Source organism: Micromonospora sp. WMMD729 (assembly GCF_049315225.1).
Lineage (GTDB): Bacteria > Actinomycetota > Actinomycetes > Mycobacteriales > Micromonosporaceae > Micromonospora.
This window is the reverse complement of sequence record NZ_CP186059.1, coordinates 116680-131623: the sequence shown is the minus strand read 5'-3', so window position 1 is coordinate 131623 and position 14944 is coordinate 116680. Positions and strand designations below refer to the sequence as shown.

The 14944-nt window shown below is 73.2% G+C and carries 15 protein-coding genes; 5 read left to right on the top strand and 10 right to left on the bottom strand.

From position 1 onward, the window contains the following. Window positions 1-97 precede the first annotated feature (97 nt). The 9 genes from ACN263_RS00580 to ACN263_RS00540 all read right to left on the bottom strand — a co-directional run bounded on the left by ACN263_RS00580 (window position 98) and on the right by ACN263_RS00540 (window position 7333). A complete protein-coding gene (locus tag ACN263_RS00580; protein WP_422740895.1) occupies window positions 98-574 on the bottom strand; it encodes an Rv3654c family TadE-like protein in 477 nt (158 codons plus the stop codon). A 47-nt stretch (window positions 575-621) separates the two neighbouring features. Further along, complete coding sequence (locus ACN263_RS00575) at window positions 622-978, bottom strand: TadE family type IV pilus minor pilin (RefSeq protein ID WP_422740894.1); 357 nt, start codon at window positions 976-978, stop codon at window positions 622-624. A gap of 71 nt (window positions 979-1049) precedes the next feature. Continuing rightward, window positions 1050-1217 carry a DUF4244 domain-containing protein gene (locus ACN263_RS00570; RefSeq protein ID WP_109818247.1) on the bottom strand — a complete coding sequence of 56 codons (168 nt, stop codon included), beginning with the start codon at window positions 1215-1217 and terminating at the stop codon, window positions 1050-1052. Window positions 1218-1239: 22 nt separating this feature from the next. Continuing rightward, window positions 1240-1878 carry a type II secretion system F family protein gene (locus tag ACN263_RS00565; protein WP_422737882.1) on the bottom strand — a complete coding sequence of 213 codons (639 nt, stop codon included), beginning with the start codon at window positions 1876-1878 and terminating at the stop codon, window positions 1240-1242. Beyond that, window positions 1878-2912 (bottom strand): hypothetical protein, encoded by a 1035-nt coding sequence (locus ACN263_RS00560; RefSeq protein ID WP_422740893.1) that lies wholly within the window; start codon window positions 2910-2912, stop codon window positions 1878-1880. The genes ACN263_RS00565 and ACN263_RS00560 overlap by 1 nt, the downstream gene beginning before the upstream one ends. Before the next feature lie 338 nt (window positions 2913-3250). Next, window positions 3251-4462, bottom strand: a complete 1212-nt coding sequence (locus ACN263_RS00555) for a TadA family conjugal transfer-associated ATPase (RefSeq protein ID WP_422737881.1) — start codon at window positions 4460-4462, stop codon at window positions 3251-3253. Beyond that, window positions 4459-5559, bottom strand: a complete 1101-nt coding sequence (ssd, locus tag ACN263_RS00550) for a septum site-determining protein Ssd (protein ID WP_422737880.1) — start codon at window positions 5557-5559, stop codon at window positions 4459-4461. The genes ACN263_RS00555 and ssd overlap by 4 nt, the downstream gene beginning before the upstream one ends. Window positions 5560-5780: 221 nt before the next feature. Continuing rightward, window positions 5781-6782 (bottom strand): CU044_5270 family protein, encoded by a 1002-nt coding sequence (locus tag ACN263_RS00545; protein ID WP_422737879.1) that lies wholly within the window; start codon window positions 6780-6782, stop codon window positions 5781-5783. Then, entirely contained in the window at window positions 6782-7333 is a 552-nt protein-coding gene (locus ACN263_RS00540; RefSeq protein WP_422737878.1) for an RNA polymerase sigma factor, read from the bottom strand. The genes ACN263_RS00545 and ACN263_RS00540 overlap by 1 nt, the downstream gene beginning before the upstream one ends. A 506-nt stretch (window positions 7334-7839) precedes the next feature. Between ACN263_RS00540 and ACN263_RS00535 the strand changes: the two genes are divergently transcribed. The 4 genes from ACN263_RS00535 (at window position 7840) to ACN263_RS00520 (ending at window position 11783) form a co-directional block, all read left to right on the top strand. Further along, entirely contained in the window at window positions 7840-8646 is an 807-nt protein-coding gene (locus tag ACN263_RS00535; RefSeq protein ID WP_422737877.1) for an HAD family hydrolase, read from the top strand. A 352-nt stretch (window positions 8647-8998) separates the two neighbouring features. Further along, a complete protein-coding gene (locus ACN263_RS00530; protein ID WP_422737876.1) occupies window positions 8999-9895 on the top strand; it encodes a hypothetical protein in 897 nt (298 codons plus the stop codon). Then, the gene (locus ACN263_RS00525) at window positions 9892-11256 is read left to right on the top strand and encodes an isoprenylcysteine carboxylmethyltransferase family protein (protein WP_422737875.1); all 1365 of its coding nucleotides are present in this window, start codon (window positions 9892-9894) and stop codon (window positions 11254-11256) included. The genes ACN263_RS00530 and ACN263_RS00525 overlap by 4 nt, the downstream gene beginning before the upstream one ends. Beyond that, entirely contained in the window at window positions 11151-11783 is a 633-nt protein-coding gene (locus ACN263_RS00520) for a TetR/AcrR family transcriptional regulator (RefSeq protein WP_422737874.1), read from the top strand. The genes ACN263_RS00525 and ACN263_RS00520 overlap by 106 nt, the downstream gene beginning before the upstream one ends. A gap of 8 nt (window positions 11784-11791) precedes the next feature. Here the strand turns inward: ACN263_RS00520 and ACN263_RS00515 are convergent, their stop codons facing one another. After that, window positions 11792-12538: an oxidoreductase gene (locus ACN263_RS00515; protein WP_422737873.1), complete on the bottom strand. Its 747-nt coding sequence runs from the start codon at window positions 12536-12538 to the stop codon at window positions 11792-11794. Between the two features lie 383 nt (window positions 12539-12921). Here ACN263_RS00515 and acs point away from each other — a divergent pair, with 383 nt between their 5' ends. Next, window positions 12922-14943, top strand: a complete 2022-nt coding sequence (acs, locus tag ACN263_RS00510; protein ID WP_422737872.1) for an acetate--CoA ligase — start codon at window positions 12922-12924, stop codon at window positions 14941-14943. Window position 14944 lies beyond the last annotated feature (1 nt).

Sequence of the window (14944 nt, the reverse complement as noted above, 5' to 3'; positions counted from 1 at the left end):
CCCCTCAAGCTCGGCGCGCGGGGCAGGGCGCACAGCCCTGCTCCACCGTCGAGCGCTGCCCCGTCCAACCCGACCAGGCTCGGCCGGGTTCTGTCGTTCAGCCGCGTACCGGGCCGGCGCGGGCCGTCGACGCCGCTACCCGGGTCAGCCCTGGAATCGGCGTGAACGTCACCTCGACGGTCACCAGCACGTCCAGCCCGTCGACGACGCAGCCCACCATCCGGCCGGCGTTGTACTGCACAATGTCTGCGGCGGACGCGCACGCCGTCGGATCACCGTCGAGCACCCGGGCAGCCCCGGCCAGCGCGCCGAGATCAGCGGCCACCGCCGCCCGCTGGGCCGCCATCCCGGTTGCGGCGACGGCGGCACCGAATGTCCCGACCAGCACGAACACCAGTCCCAGCGCGAGCAGCAGGACGGTCGCGCCACCCCGCTGCGGGTCTGCTCGGCCGTCCCGGTTTCGCGCGAGGTCCGGTCCGCGGCTCCGGGATCGACCATGGCCCAGACCGACGCCATGGCTGCCGCTGCCGCCGTCAGGTCTGCGGCTACGGAACCGACCATGACCCCGACCGATCTCATGGCTGCCGCTGTCTCCGCGCGGCCGTACCGTCGGTCGGGGCATCACCGGCTCACCTCTTGAGCGCCTGGTTCGACGGCGGCGACAGCGGTGGCTACCACCGTGATCCGTGGTAGCCGGCCACCCAGCGCCCGGACGGGCGCACGGACCGTCGCCCGCGCCCGATCACCGTCGATCGATACGGATACCTCCGCCCCCGGCGGCGCGCCCGGTTCATCGTCCGCGTCGCTGGTACCCCGGGCGGCGGCGAGCGCGGCCTCCCGGGCGGTGTGCAGGCAACTCGCCTGCGTGCTGACGGCGTTCACCGCCGTCAGACCGGCGAGCAGGAGCAGGAGGAGCGCCGGCAGGCCGGCCGCGAGTTCGGCGGTGAAGGAGCCCCGCTCGGCGGCGACGGCGTGCACCCACCGGCCGCCGACGGAGGCGCGCTCGGGAGCGTCCGTGTTCCGCGTACGGTCGACCTGCCGGCGCCCGATCACTTGAGTGCCCGGTCGATGACCGCGGTCAGCGCCGACTGGACGTTGCCGGAGGTCAGCACCTTCAGCAGGATCCCGGCGAAGGCCACGGCGGCGAGGGTGCCGACGGCGTACTCGGCGGTGTTCATCCCGTCGTCGCCGTGCAGTCGGGCGATGAGTTTGCGCATGGATCTTCCCTTCCTCGATGGGTCAGAGCACGTCGCCGAGAACGGCGACGATCACCGGCACCAGGCCGGCGAGAATGAACGCGGGCAGGAAGCAGAGCCCCAGTGGCAGCACGATGAGTACGCCCGCCCGACGGACCGACGCCTCGGCGGCGGTGGCCCGGTCGGCCCGCAGGTCGTCGGCGAGACGGGTCAGCGCACCGGCCAACGCCGCGCCGCTGTTGGCTGAGCGGAACGCCGCCGCGGCCATCCGATCGGCTCCCGGCACACCGTCCAACGCCGACCATGCCTCTGCCTGGCCGCCGCCGAGGAGCAGGGTGCGGCCGACCCGGGCCAGTCGAGTGGCCAGCGGGCCGTCCAACGCCTCGGCCACCGCCAGGACCGAGCGGTCCATCGGCGCACCGGCGCGCATCGCGGCCGCCAGGAGATCGGCGGCGAGCGGCAGATCAGCAGCCTCCCGGAGCCGCTGATGACGGACGGCAGGAGTTTCGATCCGCCGCAGCAGCAGATCCAGCAGGACGGCGACCGGAACCGCGCCCAGCACACCGAACCAGCCCCCGACGACCACTGCCACGGCCAGCCCGGCCAGACCAGCGGCGATCCGGATCGCATCCGGACGACGACGTAGGCCCGCGGCCCAGCCGACAGGCAACGCCGGAGGCATCAGGCCGCCCGCCCGGGCCCAGCGCCCAGCCGCTCGGCCCAGAACAGGCCGACGACCTGCAGGGCGACCGCGAGAACCGCGCACACCCCACCGACCGTGCTGTGCAGGAGCACCGCCAAGGGATCGACGCCGATCCCGTACCCGAGCCCGATCCCGCCCATCGGCAGAGCCGCCAGCAGCCAGGCGGTGGCCCGTGCGCCAGCCGCCTGTGCTGCTGCGGCGGCCAGCCCACGGTCGGTCGCCCGGGCATCCGCCTCGATCCGCTCGATCAGCTCCGCGAGTGGCGCGCCGGTCCGATCCGCCAGCCGCACGGCGGCCGAGGTCAGGTCGCGAAGCCGGTCAACACCGGCCGCCGAGGCTCCCGCGCCGGAGGCGACCTCGATGGTCGACGGGACGGGCAGACCCGCCCGGAGGTCCGCCGCCAGGCCGCACAGCAGGTCCAGGCCGCGCCGTCGGATCAGTTCAGCCTGCCGATTCGCCCTCCAACGCAGCAGCGCGCGGGCAGCGAGCGTGCCGTAGCCGGCGATCGCCACCGCCGCCACCGGCCCGCCGGACAGCGTGCCGACACCGGCTCCCGCCAGACCGACAAGCAGCAGTACCCGACGCGGTGACCGTCGGGCGCGTACCGCGAAGGTCGCGGACCTGCCGCCGGCCCGGTGCTCCGCCGCGTCCGCCACCGGCCTGCCGGTATCGCGGTCCGACTGATCCCCGAACAGCCCGCCGTGACCCGCCTGGTCAGCGAGCAGCCCGCCGTTTCCGCCGTGGCCCGCCTGGCCGGTCAGCAGCTCGCCAGTCACGTGACCCGCCGGTTCCGTGGAAAGCTCGCCGGTCGCGTGGTGCGGCGAGTCGACGGCCGCCCGGGTCGCGACCTCCGGCCCGGCGACGGCGGTGGGCCGGCGCGAGTCCCGGCGAGCCGGCGGACGTGCCGGGCCGGCCGGTCGGGTGGGCCCTACCGGTCGGGTGGGTCCCGCCGGTCGGGTGGGCCCTACCGGTTGGGTGGGCCCTACCGGTTGGGCGGACCCCGCCGGCCGGATGGGCCCCGCCGGTCCACCGGTTGCCCTCGGACGACCGGGGCTGTCGTCCAGGTCCCGGGTGGACCAGGCGACGACCGCCCGCCCGCTGCCGGGCGTCGACTGCGCCAGCAGGCCCGGTTGGGCCGGGGCCGCCACGCCGCCGAACTCGTCGGTCGGCCGGTCCGGCCCGCGAGCGAGGTCCCTGATCCACTGGACCAGGGCGTCGTCCGGGTCGACAACGACGGCTGCCCGGGTCGGCGTCAGCACCCGACGTCGGCGGTCCCGGACGTTCCTCGCCCGCCAGATCACCAGGGTCGCGGCGGTCAGCAGCAACGCTGCGACCAGCATCATCGTGAGGTTCATGCCGGACCTGCCGATCCGGGCCAGGGCTCGCTGAGGATCGGCGGAACCGCGACGCCTCGGTCCCGCAGCAGCGCGCCGAACGCACGGGCGGCCAGGCCCAACCCTCGTCCACGTACCCAGGCGGGCACCACGGTGGCCAGTCGGTCCGGACCATCGGGGAGCAACAGACAGATCGATTCGAGGACACGGCCCTGATCACCGCGACGTACCTGGAGCAGCACCTGAAGCGCTGCAACCACCTGGGCGTGCAACGCGGCGCGGGGCAGTCCGCCGAGCAGGCCGAGCGCCTCCAGCCGGGCCGGTACGTCGGACGGGGTGTTGGCATGCAGCGTGCCGGCACCGCCGTCGTGGCCGGTGTTCAACGCGGCCAACAGGTCGACCACCTCGGCGCCCCGGCACTCCCCGACCACCAGGCGGTCCGGACGCATTCGCAGCGCCTGCCGAACCAGGTCGCCGAGGCTGACCACGCCCGTCCCCTCGACATTGGCGGTACGCGCCTGGAGCCCGACCACGTGTGGATGCCCCGGCTGCAACTCCGCCGCGTCCTCCACCAGGACGATCCGTTCGGTGGCCGGCACCAATCCGAGCAACGTGTTGAGCAGGGTGGTCTTGCCCGAGCCGGTGCCGCCCGTGACCAGGTACGCCAGCCGGGCCGCGACGACCGCGGTGAGCAGCGGTGCCACCGGTCGCGGCACCGTTCCCTGGCTCACCAGCTCGTCGAGGGTGTACGGGCGGTGCCGGAACGTCCGCAGGGACAGGTAGGGGCCATCGGTCGCCACCGGCGGCAGTACGGCGTGCAGGCGGGTGCCGTCGGGCAGTCGAGCGTCCGCGTACGGGGCGCCGTCGTCGAGCCGCCGACCCGCGCTGGCGATCAGGCGCTGCGCCAAGCGGCGCACGTCCTCGACCGAGCCCAACGGGATCGCCACCTGACGCAGCCCCGCGCCCCGGTCCACCCAGACGCGAACACCGTTGACCAGGACATCGGTCACCTCCGGATCGGCCAGCAGCGGGGCGAGCGGCCCGGCGCCGACGAGGTCGTCGTGCACCCGGTCGGCGATCCGCAGGACGGCGGTGTCGCCCAACACCGCAGCGGTGGGCTCAGCGCGTACGGCGGACACGATCGCCGCCGGGGTGACCGGGTCGGTGGCGGCCACGATCCGCTGCCGCACCCGCGCGGCGAAGGAGGTGTCCCCCGGCCGGCCGCTCATGCCGCACCGGTCGCAGCGCCGGTGAGGTCCGCGACGATCCGCTGGCACAGGGCGGCGAGCGGACCCTTGCCGGCCGCCGCCGGAGCCTCGCCCCGTTCCAACCCACGGCAGAGCCCCGGCTCGGGACGCAGCGTGCCGGCGAGCGGAAGACCCAGTGCCCGTGCCACCTCGGTCGCGCGCAGGCGACCCGGGGCAGGCCCGCGCACCACCACCGAGAGCGCGTCGCAGTGCGGTGCGGCCACGGCCACCACCCGGGCGGCGGCCGCGGTGGCACGCAACTCCGCCGGTACGACGACGAACGCCTGGTCGGCCGCCTGCAACGCGACCACGGCCGCATCATCGAGCTGCCGGGGCAGGTCGATCACCACGAAGTCCCGGCCACGGTGGGCGGCGTCGACGGTCGCCGCCATCGCGGCGGCGGGCAGGGCCAGCATCTCGCCGCGGTCCCAGGAGAGCACCACCAGGTCACCTCGACTGGGCAGGGCCTGGACCAGCGAGGGGGCGTCCACCCGCCCGTCCGCACTGGTGAGCGACGGCCAGCGCAGCCCTTCCAACTGTTCCCAGCCGAGGACGAGATCGAGGCCGCCACCGAGCGGATCGGCGTCGATGAGCAGGGTGCGCAGTCGGGCTCGCGCGGCGGTGACGGCGAGTCCGCCGGCGAGCACACTCGCCCCCGCACCACCCCGGCCCCCGAAGAGCGCGACGACCCGCGCGCCCGGGCCGGCCGGCTGGTCGGGGCCATGCTCGGCCAGGCGGTCCACGAGCCACGGCTCGGCGGCGGGCAGTGCGGCGACGTGTTGGGCACCGATCAGCTCGGCGATCTGCCAGCCGGGGTCGATCTGACCGGCCCTGCCCACCAACACCAACCGAGGCCGTTTCGGTAGTCGGGCCCGCAGGCACGCCTGCGCCTGGTCGACACCGAGCAACACCAGCGGCGCGGCGGCCCACCGGGTGCGCGCGGCGGCCGGATCGGGGGCGAGTTCCACCTCGGTGCCACCGGCGGCGGCGAGCCGGAGCAGGTCGTCGAGCAGGTCGCCGTCCCCGGTGACGACCAGTGGGAGCCGTCGGATCGGCGGAACGGAGGTACGGGGTGCCATCGCGGCCTCCAGCGGTCGGGATCGGATGCACCGCCGACCCTGCTCGCCATGAGCCCGCGCCGCGCCCGGCAACGGGCCGCCTGTGGACAACTTTGGAGCCTGTGGACAACGCCCACCGAGGCTCTCGATCTGCTATGCGCACGGGCATTCGTGCAGCTAGCGGCGCTGCCGCGAAAACACCGCAGGGCCGCTCCCGAGAGAGCGGCCCCGAATATCGCCGGTCAGCCGACGCGGTCGGTCCAGGCGGTGTCAATGATCATCTGATACGCGCTGAGCCGTACCGGCGTGAGCGTCAGCATCTCGTGGGCGAGCAGGCCACCCGTGTTCGGATCGAAGATCAGGAGGGACTGGACGTCGTGTTGCCGGTCGTCGTACGTGACCGCGACGCCGGCCCGACCGGCGCGATCGGTCACTTGCCCCCGCCAGCGCAGGCCGGGCAGCTCGGCGAGGACCCGCAGGATCTCCGCTCGGGTGGCGCGCGGTATGACATACCCCGCGTAGAGCGTGCCGACCGCCTTGCTCGCCGACCCCGGGCCGTACTCAATCTTGAGCAGCTCCCGCAATCGCACCGGATCGGCCGGTGGTGGCGTCAGCTCCATCGGCGGCAGCGGAATCAGCGACCATTCGGAGGAATCGGCCGGGCCCTGGGGGATTTTGCGCTGCCAGTACGCCTGGGACTCTTCGTCGGGATACTGCGGCTCCTGTTGGGTGTTGGCCTGGCTGCCGGTCCCGTCCGCGGCCTGCCACACCTTCGTCTCGCCAACAAAAGCGACGTGGTAACGGTCATCGGGCGAACTCATCACTGGGTCCCCCCACACCTTCGTGTGGTGGTACATGTAGCGCCCGCCGCGGTTGTCGTACCCCGCGTCCTTGATCTTGTTGGCCATAGCGCGCAGCCGCGGGCCGGCAGCCGGCGGGTCGGCGTCGAACTGGTACGCGACCGGCACGAGCACCAGGCCCGCCGCATCCCCGGGTACACCCGGAACATCCGGTGGGCTGTCGCCGACCGGCCGGAGCGCGGCCGCGGCGCCGGCCGCCACCGCGAGCGTCCCGGCCGTCAGGACCAGCCGGCGAGTCGGGCGTACGCGACGATGCTCCGCCGCCTCGGCGACGCCGGCACGGTCGATCAACTCGCGGGCCGCGACCGCCGGCGGCGCGACGGTCGCGCCCCGAGCCGGGTCGGACGGGCCGATGAGGGTACGGGTACGTGCCACTCCGAACATCACAGCTCCTCTCGGGTGGTCGCCAACAGTGGACGGCGGGGACGAGCCGGCCGGCTCGACATCGCCACGGCCAGTCGACGGCGAGCGCGGTGCAGGCGCACTGCCGTAGTCGTTCGGGTGCAGCCGAGGACCTGCGCGGCCTCGGAGACCGTCAACTCCTCCCAGCCGACGAGCCGCAGGATCTCCTGGTCAAGGTCGTTGAGGGTCGCCAATGCGGTCCGGAGGTCGGCGACCCCCACGGTCACGTCCGCACCGGACGGACCGGCCACCGGTGTCAGGTCGGCGTCCGCGATCGGCAGGACATCCGGCGCGGCCCGCCGGGAGCGCCACTGGTTGGACAACAGACGCCGGGCTACCCCGTACAGCCAGGGCAAGCTTCGGTCCGGCACCTCCCGACGCCGCCGCCACGCGACGACGAACACCTCCTGGGCGAGTTCCGCCGACGCGTCGGCGTCACCGAGGCGGCGCAGGCCGTACCTGACGATGTGCGCGTACTCGGCGACGTAGAGGCTGGTGAACCAGACCTCGTCACGCTCCCCTGGTGGACCCACCCGAACCCCCATTGCCTCGGCGACTCTCACCCTGGCTTGTGTCGCGCGAGGCCCGACGATTACCGCGCCGCAAAACTGTCGGAGCCGCCGGGCACACTTCACGTGACCTGGCCAGGCTCCTCGAGCTTTTCCGCGCCCGCTGACTCGCAGCCCAGCAGGAGGATCGGGAGCGCTCCCCAACAAAGGGACGACCCCCGTCGGGGGGAGACGGGGGTCGTCAACGGTTCGGCTCCGGGGGGGTCGAGCCGAACCACTCAGCGGTCACGGGGGGTGCAACCGCCGAGGGTCTGTCTGTTTCGGGATGTGAAAGCGTGTCGTGCGGACAAGTCTGCCTGAGCGGGCCCGTCACGTCGAGTGGTGTTCACTCCACTCAGCGCGAAAATCTCCTCGCTGAATGTGAGCACGGTCACGCTGAGCGGTGGTGGGGGTACCCGTCCGCAGGTCCAAGGGGTGGCCTGACCCCGGGCACCCGCCGACGATAGACCATCCGGCTAGACTTTCGCGCCGTGGGCCGAAGTGCCGCTTTCTTCGATCTGGACAAGACCGTCATCGCCAAGTCGAGCGCCCTGGCGTTCGGTCGGCCGTTCTACCGGGACGGGCTGATCACTCGGCGTGACGTGGTCAAGTCGGCGTACGCGCAGCTGATGTTCCGGCTGGGCGGCACCGACGAGCAGACCATGGCCCGAACACGGGACTACCTGGCCGCGCTCTGCAAGGGCTGGCAGGTGGAACAGGTCCGCCAGATCGTCGCGGAAACACTTCACGAGCTGATCAACCCCTATGTGTACGCCGAAGCCGCCGCCCTGATCGAGGAGCACCAGGCGGCCGGGCGGGACGTGGTGCTGGTGTCGGCGTCGGGCGAGGAGATGGTCCGCCCGATCGGCGAGTTGCTCGGGGTCACCGACGTGATCGCCACCCGGATGACGGTGCGGGACGGCCGGTACAGCGGTGAGGTCGAGTTCTACGCGGCCGGTCCGAGCAAGGTCGAGGCGGTCACCGAGTTGGCCGCCGTCCGGGACTACGACCTGGCCGACTCGTACGCCTACTCCGATTCGTACAGCGATCGTCCGCTGCTGGAGTGCGTGGGGCACCCGAGCGTGGTCAACCCGGATCGGCAGCTACGCAAGCTGGCCTCGGAGAACGCCTGGCCGGTGCTGGAGTTCCGGCACCCGATTCCGCTGGGCCGCCGGTGGCGGGAGCGGCCGGCCGTCCCGGTGGCGGCGGCAGCTCTCGGGGTCGGCGTGGGGGTGGCCATCGGCATCGCCTGGTACGGCCGGCACCGCCGCACCCGGGCCGCCGCCACCACGGCCTGACCCACCTTCCGTCCGGAAACCGGACGCCGACCGCCGCCGCCCGACGACGCCGGTCGGCGAGGCACAGCGGCACCCGGTCAGCCTCTTCGACGCTCCCCCCGGACGACGACCGCCGCCGCTCCGACGACGCCGGTCGGGTGCCGCCCCCAGCAGCCGCAGCACCACGGCCCGAAACAGGCTGCGCACACCGGCATCCAGGCGGCCCCTTCGCCGTCGCGCCGGCGCGTCGAGTGGTTTCGAAGTTTGTCTATCGCTATTTGCCGATAATCCCCGCCTGCACGCGCTCTTGAGCAGTCGCTCAAGAGCGGGTACCCTCCGCTTGAGCGATCGCTCAAAACACGGGGAGATCAGCATGACCGACGACGTTGAACCGACACCGCGCAGAACACGGGCGCACTGGACCCTGGCCGGCTTGATCACCCTCTTCGGGGCGGTCGTCTTCGTCCTGGTGGTGCGGGAGGGCCGGGCCGACAGCGCGGTGCTCTTCGTGGCGCTCCCGGTGCTCCTGGCCGCCGCCCTCGCGCTCGCACCCCAGCGGACCGCTCACGGCAGGGTCTTCGCGATCACCACGGTGGCGCTCCTGGTGGCGTCGGTGGCCCTGCACGAGGGCGCGATCTGCGTTCTGCTGGCTGCCCCGCTGGTCTACGGGGTGGCGCACGGCACCACCGCGCTGGTCCGCGCCCTGCGGGAGGCGAACCGCCCGTACGCCCTCGTGGCCGTACCCCTGCTGCTCCTGCCCGGCCTGGAGGGCAGCGGCATCGCTCCCCGGGTGGCGCCGGAGCAGACGGTCGAGGTGACCCGCGTCGTCGGACTCCCGGCGGACCAGGTGGCCGAACGTCTCACTGCCGGCCCCCGCCCGACCGACGTCCGGTCGGTGCCGCTGCGGGTCCTGGGGGTGCCCACGCCCGGGCAGGTCAGCGGCGACGGGCTCGACGTCGGTGACCGGTGGATGTTCGGTTACCACGGCAGCGCGCACGGACCGGGCGGCCACCTGCTCGCCACGGTGGAAAACGCCGCGCCGGGGCGGGTGGACTTCGGGTTCGTCGAGGACACGTCCATCACCGCGCGCTGGTTCACCTGGCGGCACGCGGCGCTGAGCTGGCGGGCGGTCGACCCCGGGCACACGGAGATTCGGATCCGGGTCGACTACACGCGGGGCCTGGACCCGTCCTGGTACTTCGGTCCGATCCAGCAGGTGCTGCTCGGCGCCGGGGTCGGGCACCTCCTCGACATGCTGGCCCTCGAATGACGGTCGCTCGCTGGCTGAGCCTGGTCGTGCCGTTGGCGGCCGTGCTGGCCGTCGGCGCTCGGGAGCGGGACCGTTCGGTCCGGGCCGCGGGGCTGCTGGCGTTCCTGGCCGCCGGGATCGGCATCGCCGCGCTGCACGAGGTCGCCCGCCGGACCGGCTGGTACGCCTTCGCTCCGGTCGACGGCGCGTACCGGGGCATTCCGGTGGACCTCTGGATCGGCTGGGCGGCCCTCTGGGGCCCGTTGCCGGTGCTGCTCCGCCGGGTGCTGCCGTTGCCGGTCACGCTGGGCCTGCTGCTCTGGGTCGACGCGGTGGCGATGCCGGCGCTGCACCCGCTGGTCGACCTCGGTCCACACTGGCTCGTCGGGGAGATCGCCGGCCTGCTCGCGGTGGCGCTGCCCGCCCAACTGCTCGGTCGCTGGTGCGCCGACCGCCGGCACCTGGGCGCCCGGGCGCTTCTCCAGGTGGGAGTCTTCGCGGCCCTGTTGCTCTGGCTCGTCCCCACCGTGGCGTTCGAGGCCGGCGACGGGTCGTGGGCCGGGCTGCTCGGGCTGGACCGCACCGGGATCCTGGTCGTGGCGCAGGTGGCGCTGCTGCTGGCCGTACCGGCGCTGGCCGCCGTCACAGAGTTCGCCGTACGGGGTGACGGCACGCCCTACCCGTGGGATCCGCCGCGCCGGCTGGTCACCACCGGCCCGTACGCGTACCTGGCGAACCCGATGCAGCTCGTCGCCGTACTGCTGCTGCTGTTCACCGCGACGGTGACCGGAAGCGGCGCCCTGGCGCTGGGCGCGGTGTCGGCGACGGCGTTCGGCATGGCGGTGGCCGGCCCACACGAGCACCACGACCTGCGCACGCGGTACGGCGACTCCTGGCGGTCCTACCGGCGGCAGGTACGCGACTGGTGGCCGAGCTGGCGGCCGTACCCCTCGGAACCGCCGGCGGTGCTGTGGCTGGACGACGACTGCGGACCCTGCGCGGCCATCTGGCGGGCGGTGGCCCGGCGGCATCCGGTCGGCCTGCGGATCCGGGCGGCCCGGGAGCACGAGCGCGTGCTGTGGCGGGCGGAGTACGTGGGCGGCGACGGCCACACGGAACGGGGGGTGGCCGCCGTCGCCCGCTCGCTCGAACACGTCCATCTCGGCTGGGCCCTGGTCGGCTGGACATTACGGCTGCCCGGGGTCGCCTGGCTGGCACAACTGGTGACCGATGCGATGATCGCACCGCCGCATCCGGCCCGTCCGAGAGGAGAGCCATGTCCGACACCAAGCAGCGTCTCCTCGACGGCGCCATCGCCGCCATCCGGGAGCACGGCATCGCCGGCGTGTCCGCCCGTACCATCGCCGCCGCCGCAGGCGTGAACCAGGCGCTGGTCTTCTACCACTTCGGCACGGTGGACGACCTGCTCGCGGCGGCCTGCCGGGTCAGCACGGCCGAACGGGTCGCGCACTGGTCGGCACGGCTGGCCTCGACCGGTTCGCTGCGCGAACTGCTCGCGGTCGGGCGGGCGCTGCACGAGGAGGAGCGCCAACTCGGCAACGTCACCTTCCTGGCCCAGATGCTTGCCGGGGCACAGGCGGATCAGCGGATGGCCGCCCCCACCGCCGGCGCGCTCCAACTCTGGGTGGACGAGATCGAGCAGGTCCTGCGGAGGCTGCTCGCCGGCTCCCCGTTCGCCGAGGTGGCCGACGTGCCCGGCCTGGCCCGCGCGGTCTCGGCCGCGTTCATCGGGCTGGAACTCTACGACGGGGTGGACCCGGCGGGCGCGGACCGGGCGATGGCCGCGCTCGACCAGCTCGCGCTCCTCATGGAGATCGTCGACGACCTCGGGCCGATCGCCCGCCGCGCGCTACAGGCCAAGGTCAACCGGGCGACGCGACGGGACTGAGGCACCGCTCACGCGGCGGCGAGGATGTCGTCGCCGATGGTGGTGAGCTGGTCGGCGCCGACCTCGACGGCCGCCATGTAGTGCCGCAGCCAGGAGCGCAGCCCGTCCGGGGTGCCGGTGGCGAAGGCACCGACCGAGCCGACGTACTCGGGCTCGCGGTCGGCGTGCCCGACGTCCACGGCGAGCAGGCCGCGCGGGTCGAGACCGCTGGCGAGCAGTACCAGCCGGGCGGCGCCCCGCGCCACCACGCCGGACGGCCCGGCGAACGGGCGCAGGTTGAGCAGTTCCCCGTGGACGACGGCGGCCAGGACCAGCGGGGAGACCTTCGTCCCGCCGGCCACCAGGGCGGCCAGCCCGTCGAGGCGGGCCGCGACCACCGGGTCGGCGACCGGACGACCCAGCTCGGACTCCGGCACGATGTCCCGGGCGGCGAGGACGTGCAGCCGGGCGAGGGCCTGCCGGGGCGCCTTCGGCCAGAGTTCGCTCAGGCCGGGCAGGGCACCGGCGACCCGCAGCGCCCCCTGGAGCACCGGCTCGGTCACCGTGCCGGCGCGTACCTCCTCGCGCTCGTGGACGGCCCCTTCCAGCGCGGCACTGGCCACCGCCGAGCGCAGGCTGACCTCGGCCGCGACCTGGCCGCCGTGGCGGCGCAGGGCGCGGTGCCCGAGCGCCTGGTCGAAGCGTTCGCGGGCCCGATCGACGGCGGCGGCGATGTCGGCGAGCGCGAGCAGCGGGGCGAGCGGGTCGGTGGTCACCCCGCCACGCTAGCGAGCCGACCGGGCCGAGCGGCCCACACCCGCCCGCAAGGCGACCCGGACCACGCGGCCAGGGGCCACGGGCTGGCCAGGGGCTGGCCACGCAAGATCGACACGACTTCACCGAAGTGGGGCTATCAACGCGGCCCGGATACCCCGACTGCGGCGATCTCGTGTCGATCAAGCGGCCGGCGCCCGCTCGCACCGACCCGCGCCCGCTCGCACCGACCCGCGTTGGCGCGCACCCGGCTGCGCCGGGCCGTCGGGCGCGTGGCGGCGGCCGCTCGGCGCGATGAGGTGGGCAGCGGTCGCCGGCCGGGGGACCCGCGACTACCCTCGTGCCCAGCGAGACGCAGGTCACCCCGAGGACGAGGAGTCACGGCATGAGCGAGGCATTGGCCAATCTGCTGAACGAGACGCGCCAGTTCCCCCCGCCGGCCGAACTCGCCGCGCACGCCAACGTCACCATCGATGCGTACGCCGAGGCGCAGGCCGACCGGCTCGCCTTCTGGGCGAAGCAGGCCGACCGGCTGGCCTGGTCGAAGAAGTGGGACGAGGTGCTCGACTGGTCGAACCCGCCGTTCGCGAAGTGGTTCGTCGGTGGGCAGCTCAACGTGGCGTACAACTGTCTGGACCGGCACGTCGAGGCGGGCCGCGGCGACAAGGTGGCCATCCACTGGGAGGGCGAGCCGGGTGACACCCGAACCCTCACCTACGCCGACCTGCACGAGCTGACCTGCCGCGCGGCGAACGCGCTCACCGACCTGGGGGTGACCGCCGGCGACCGGGTGGCGATCTACCTGCCGATGATTCCGGAGGCGGCGGTGGCCATGCTGGCCTGCGCCCGGATCGGCGCGGCGCACAGTGTGGTGTTCGGCGGGTTCTCGGCCGACTCGTTGAGCAACCGCATCCAGGACGCCAGCGCCAAGGTGGTGATCACCGCAGACGGCGGTTACCGGCGGGGCAAGCCGTCGGCGTTGAAGCCGACCGTGGACGAGGCGGTGGCGAACTGCCCGTCGATCGAGCACGTGCTGGTCGTCCGCCGTACCGGCGAGGACGTGGCGTGGTCGGAGAAGGACCACTGGTGGCACGAGACGGTCGAGACGGCGTCGGCCGAGCACACCGCGCAGCCGTTCGACGCCGAGCACCCGCTGTTCATCCTCTACACCAGCGGCACCACCGCCCGCCCGAAGGGCATCCTGCACACCACCGGCGGATACCTCACGCAGGCGTCGTACACGACGCACGCGGTCTTCGACCTGAAGCCGGAGACGGACGTCTACTGGTGCACCGCCGACATCGGCTGGGTCACCGGCCACTCCTACATCGTGTACGGGCCGCTCTCCAACGGCGCCACCCAGGTCATGTACGAGGGCACCCCGGACACCCCGCACAAGGGCCGGTTCTGGGAGATCGTCGACAAGTACCAGGTGAGCATCCTCTACACGGCGCCCACGCTGATCCGCACGATGATGAAGTGGGGCGAGGACATCCCGGCCGGCTTCGACCTGTCGTCGCTGCGCCTGCTGGGCAGCGTCGGCGAGCCGATCAACCCCGAGGCGTGGATGTGGTACAGGCAGCACGTCGGCCGGGGTGAGCTGCCCATCGTGGACACCTGGTGGCAGACCGAGACGGGCGCCATCATGATCTCCCCGCTGCCGGGGGTGACGGCGACGAAGCCGGGTTCGGCGATGGCCCCGCTGCCGGGCGTCGTCGCCGACGTGGTGGACGACCAGAGCCAGTCGGTGCCCAACGGCGGTGGCGGCTACCTGGTGCTGCGCGAGCCGTGGCCGTCGATGCTGCGCACCATCTGGGGTGACGACAACCGGTTCATCGAGACGTACTGGTCGCGGTTCGGTGCAGGCGCCGGAGGCGTCGAGTCTGGGCGGGAGGCGGGGGCCGAAGGCCACCGCGGGTGGGTGTACTTCGCCGGCGACGGGGCGAAGAAGGACGACGACGGGCACATCTGGCTGCTCGGTCGGGTAGACGACGTGATGCTGGTGTCCGGGCACAACATCTCGACCACCGAGGTGGAGTCGGCGCTGGTGTCGCACCCGTCGGTGGCCGAGGCGGCGGTGGTGGGCGCGACCGACCCGACCACCGGCCAGGCGATCGTGGCGTTCGCCATCCCGCGCGGCAGCACGGACATCAGCGGTGAGGCGGGTGAGCAGCTCATCGCGGACCTGCGCAACCACGTGGCGAAGACGCTCGGCCCGATCGCCAAGCCCCGGCAGATCATGCTGGTGCCGGAGCTGCCGAAGACCCGCTCCGGCAAGATCATGCGGCGGCTGCTGCGGGACGTGGCCGAGAACCGCTCACTCGGCGACGTCACCACCTTGCAGGACTCCTCGGTGATGGAGCTGATCTCCTCCGGGATGAGTGGCACGAAGTCCGACGAGGACTGAC

What these genes read in the sequence shown, in the direction of transcription:
- ACN263_RS00525 (WP_422737875.1), top strand. Translation starts at nt 9,892, where the DNA reads ATGACGGTCGCTCGCTGGCTGAGCCTGGTCGTGCCGTTGGCGGCCGTG.
- ACN263_RS00565 (WP_422737882.1), bottom strand. Translation starts at nt 1,878, where the DNA reads ATGCCTCCGGCGTTGCCTGTCGGCTGGGCCGCGGGCCTACGTCGTCGT.
- ACN263_RS00520 (WP_422737874.1), top strand. Translation starts at nt 11,151, where the DNA reads ATGTCCGACACCAAGCAGCGTCTCCTCGACGGCGCCATCGCCGCCATC.
- ACN263_RS00545 (WP_422737879.1), bottom strand. Translation starts at nt 6,782, where the DNA reads ATGTTCGGAGTGGCACGTACCCGTACCCTCATCGGCCCGTCCGACCCG.
- ssd (WP_422737880.1), bottom strand. Translation starts at nt 5,559, where the DNA reads ATGGCACCCCGTACCTCCGTTCCGCCGATCCGACGGCTCCCACTGGTC.
- acs (WP_422737872.1), top strand. Translation starts at nt 12,922, where the DNA reads ATGAGCGAGGCATTGGCCAATCTGCTGAACGAGACGCGCCAGTTCCCC.
- ACN263_RS00570 (WP_109818247.1), bottom strand. Translation starts at nt 1,217, where the DNA reads ATGCGCAAACTCATCGCCCGACTGCACGGCGACGACGGGATGAACACC.
- ACN263_RS00530 (WP_422737876.1), top strand. Translation starts at nt 8,999, where the DNA reads ATGACCGACGACGTTGAACCGACACCGCGCAGAACACGGGCGCACTGG.
- ACN263_RS00555 (WP_422737881.1), bottom strand. Translation starts at nt 4,462, where the DNA reads ATGAGCGGCCGGCCGGGGGACACCTCCTTCGCCGCGCGGGTGCGGCAG.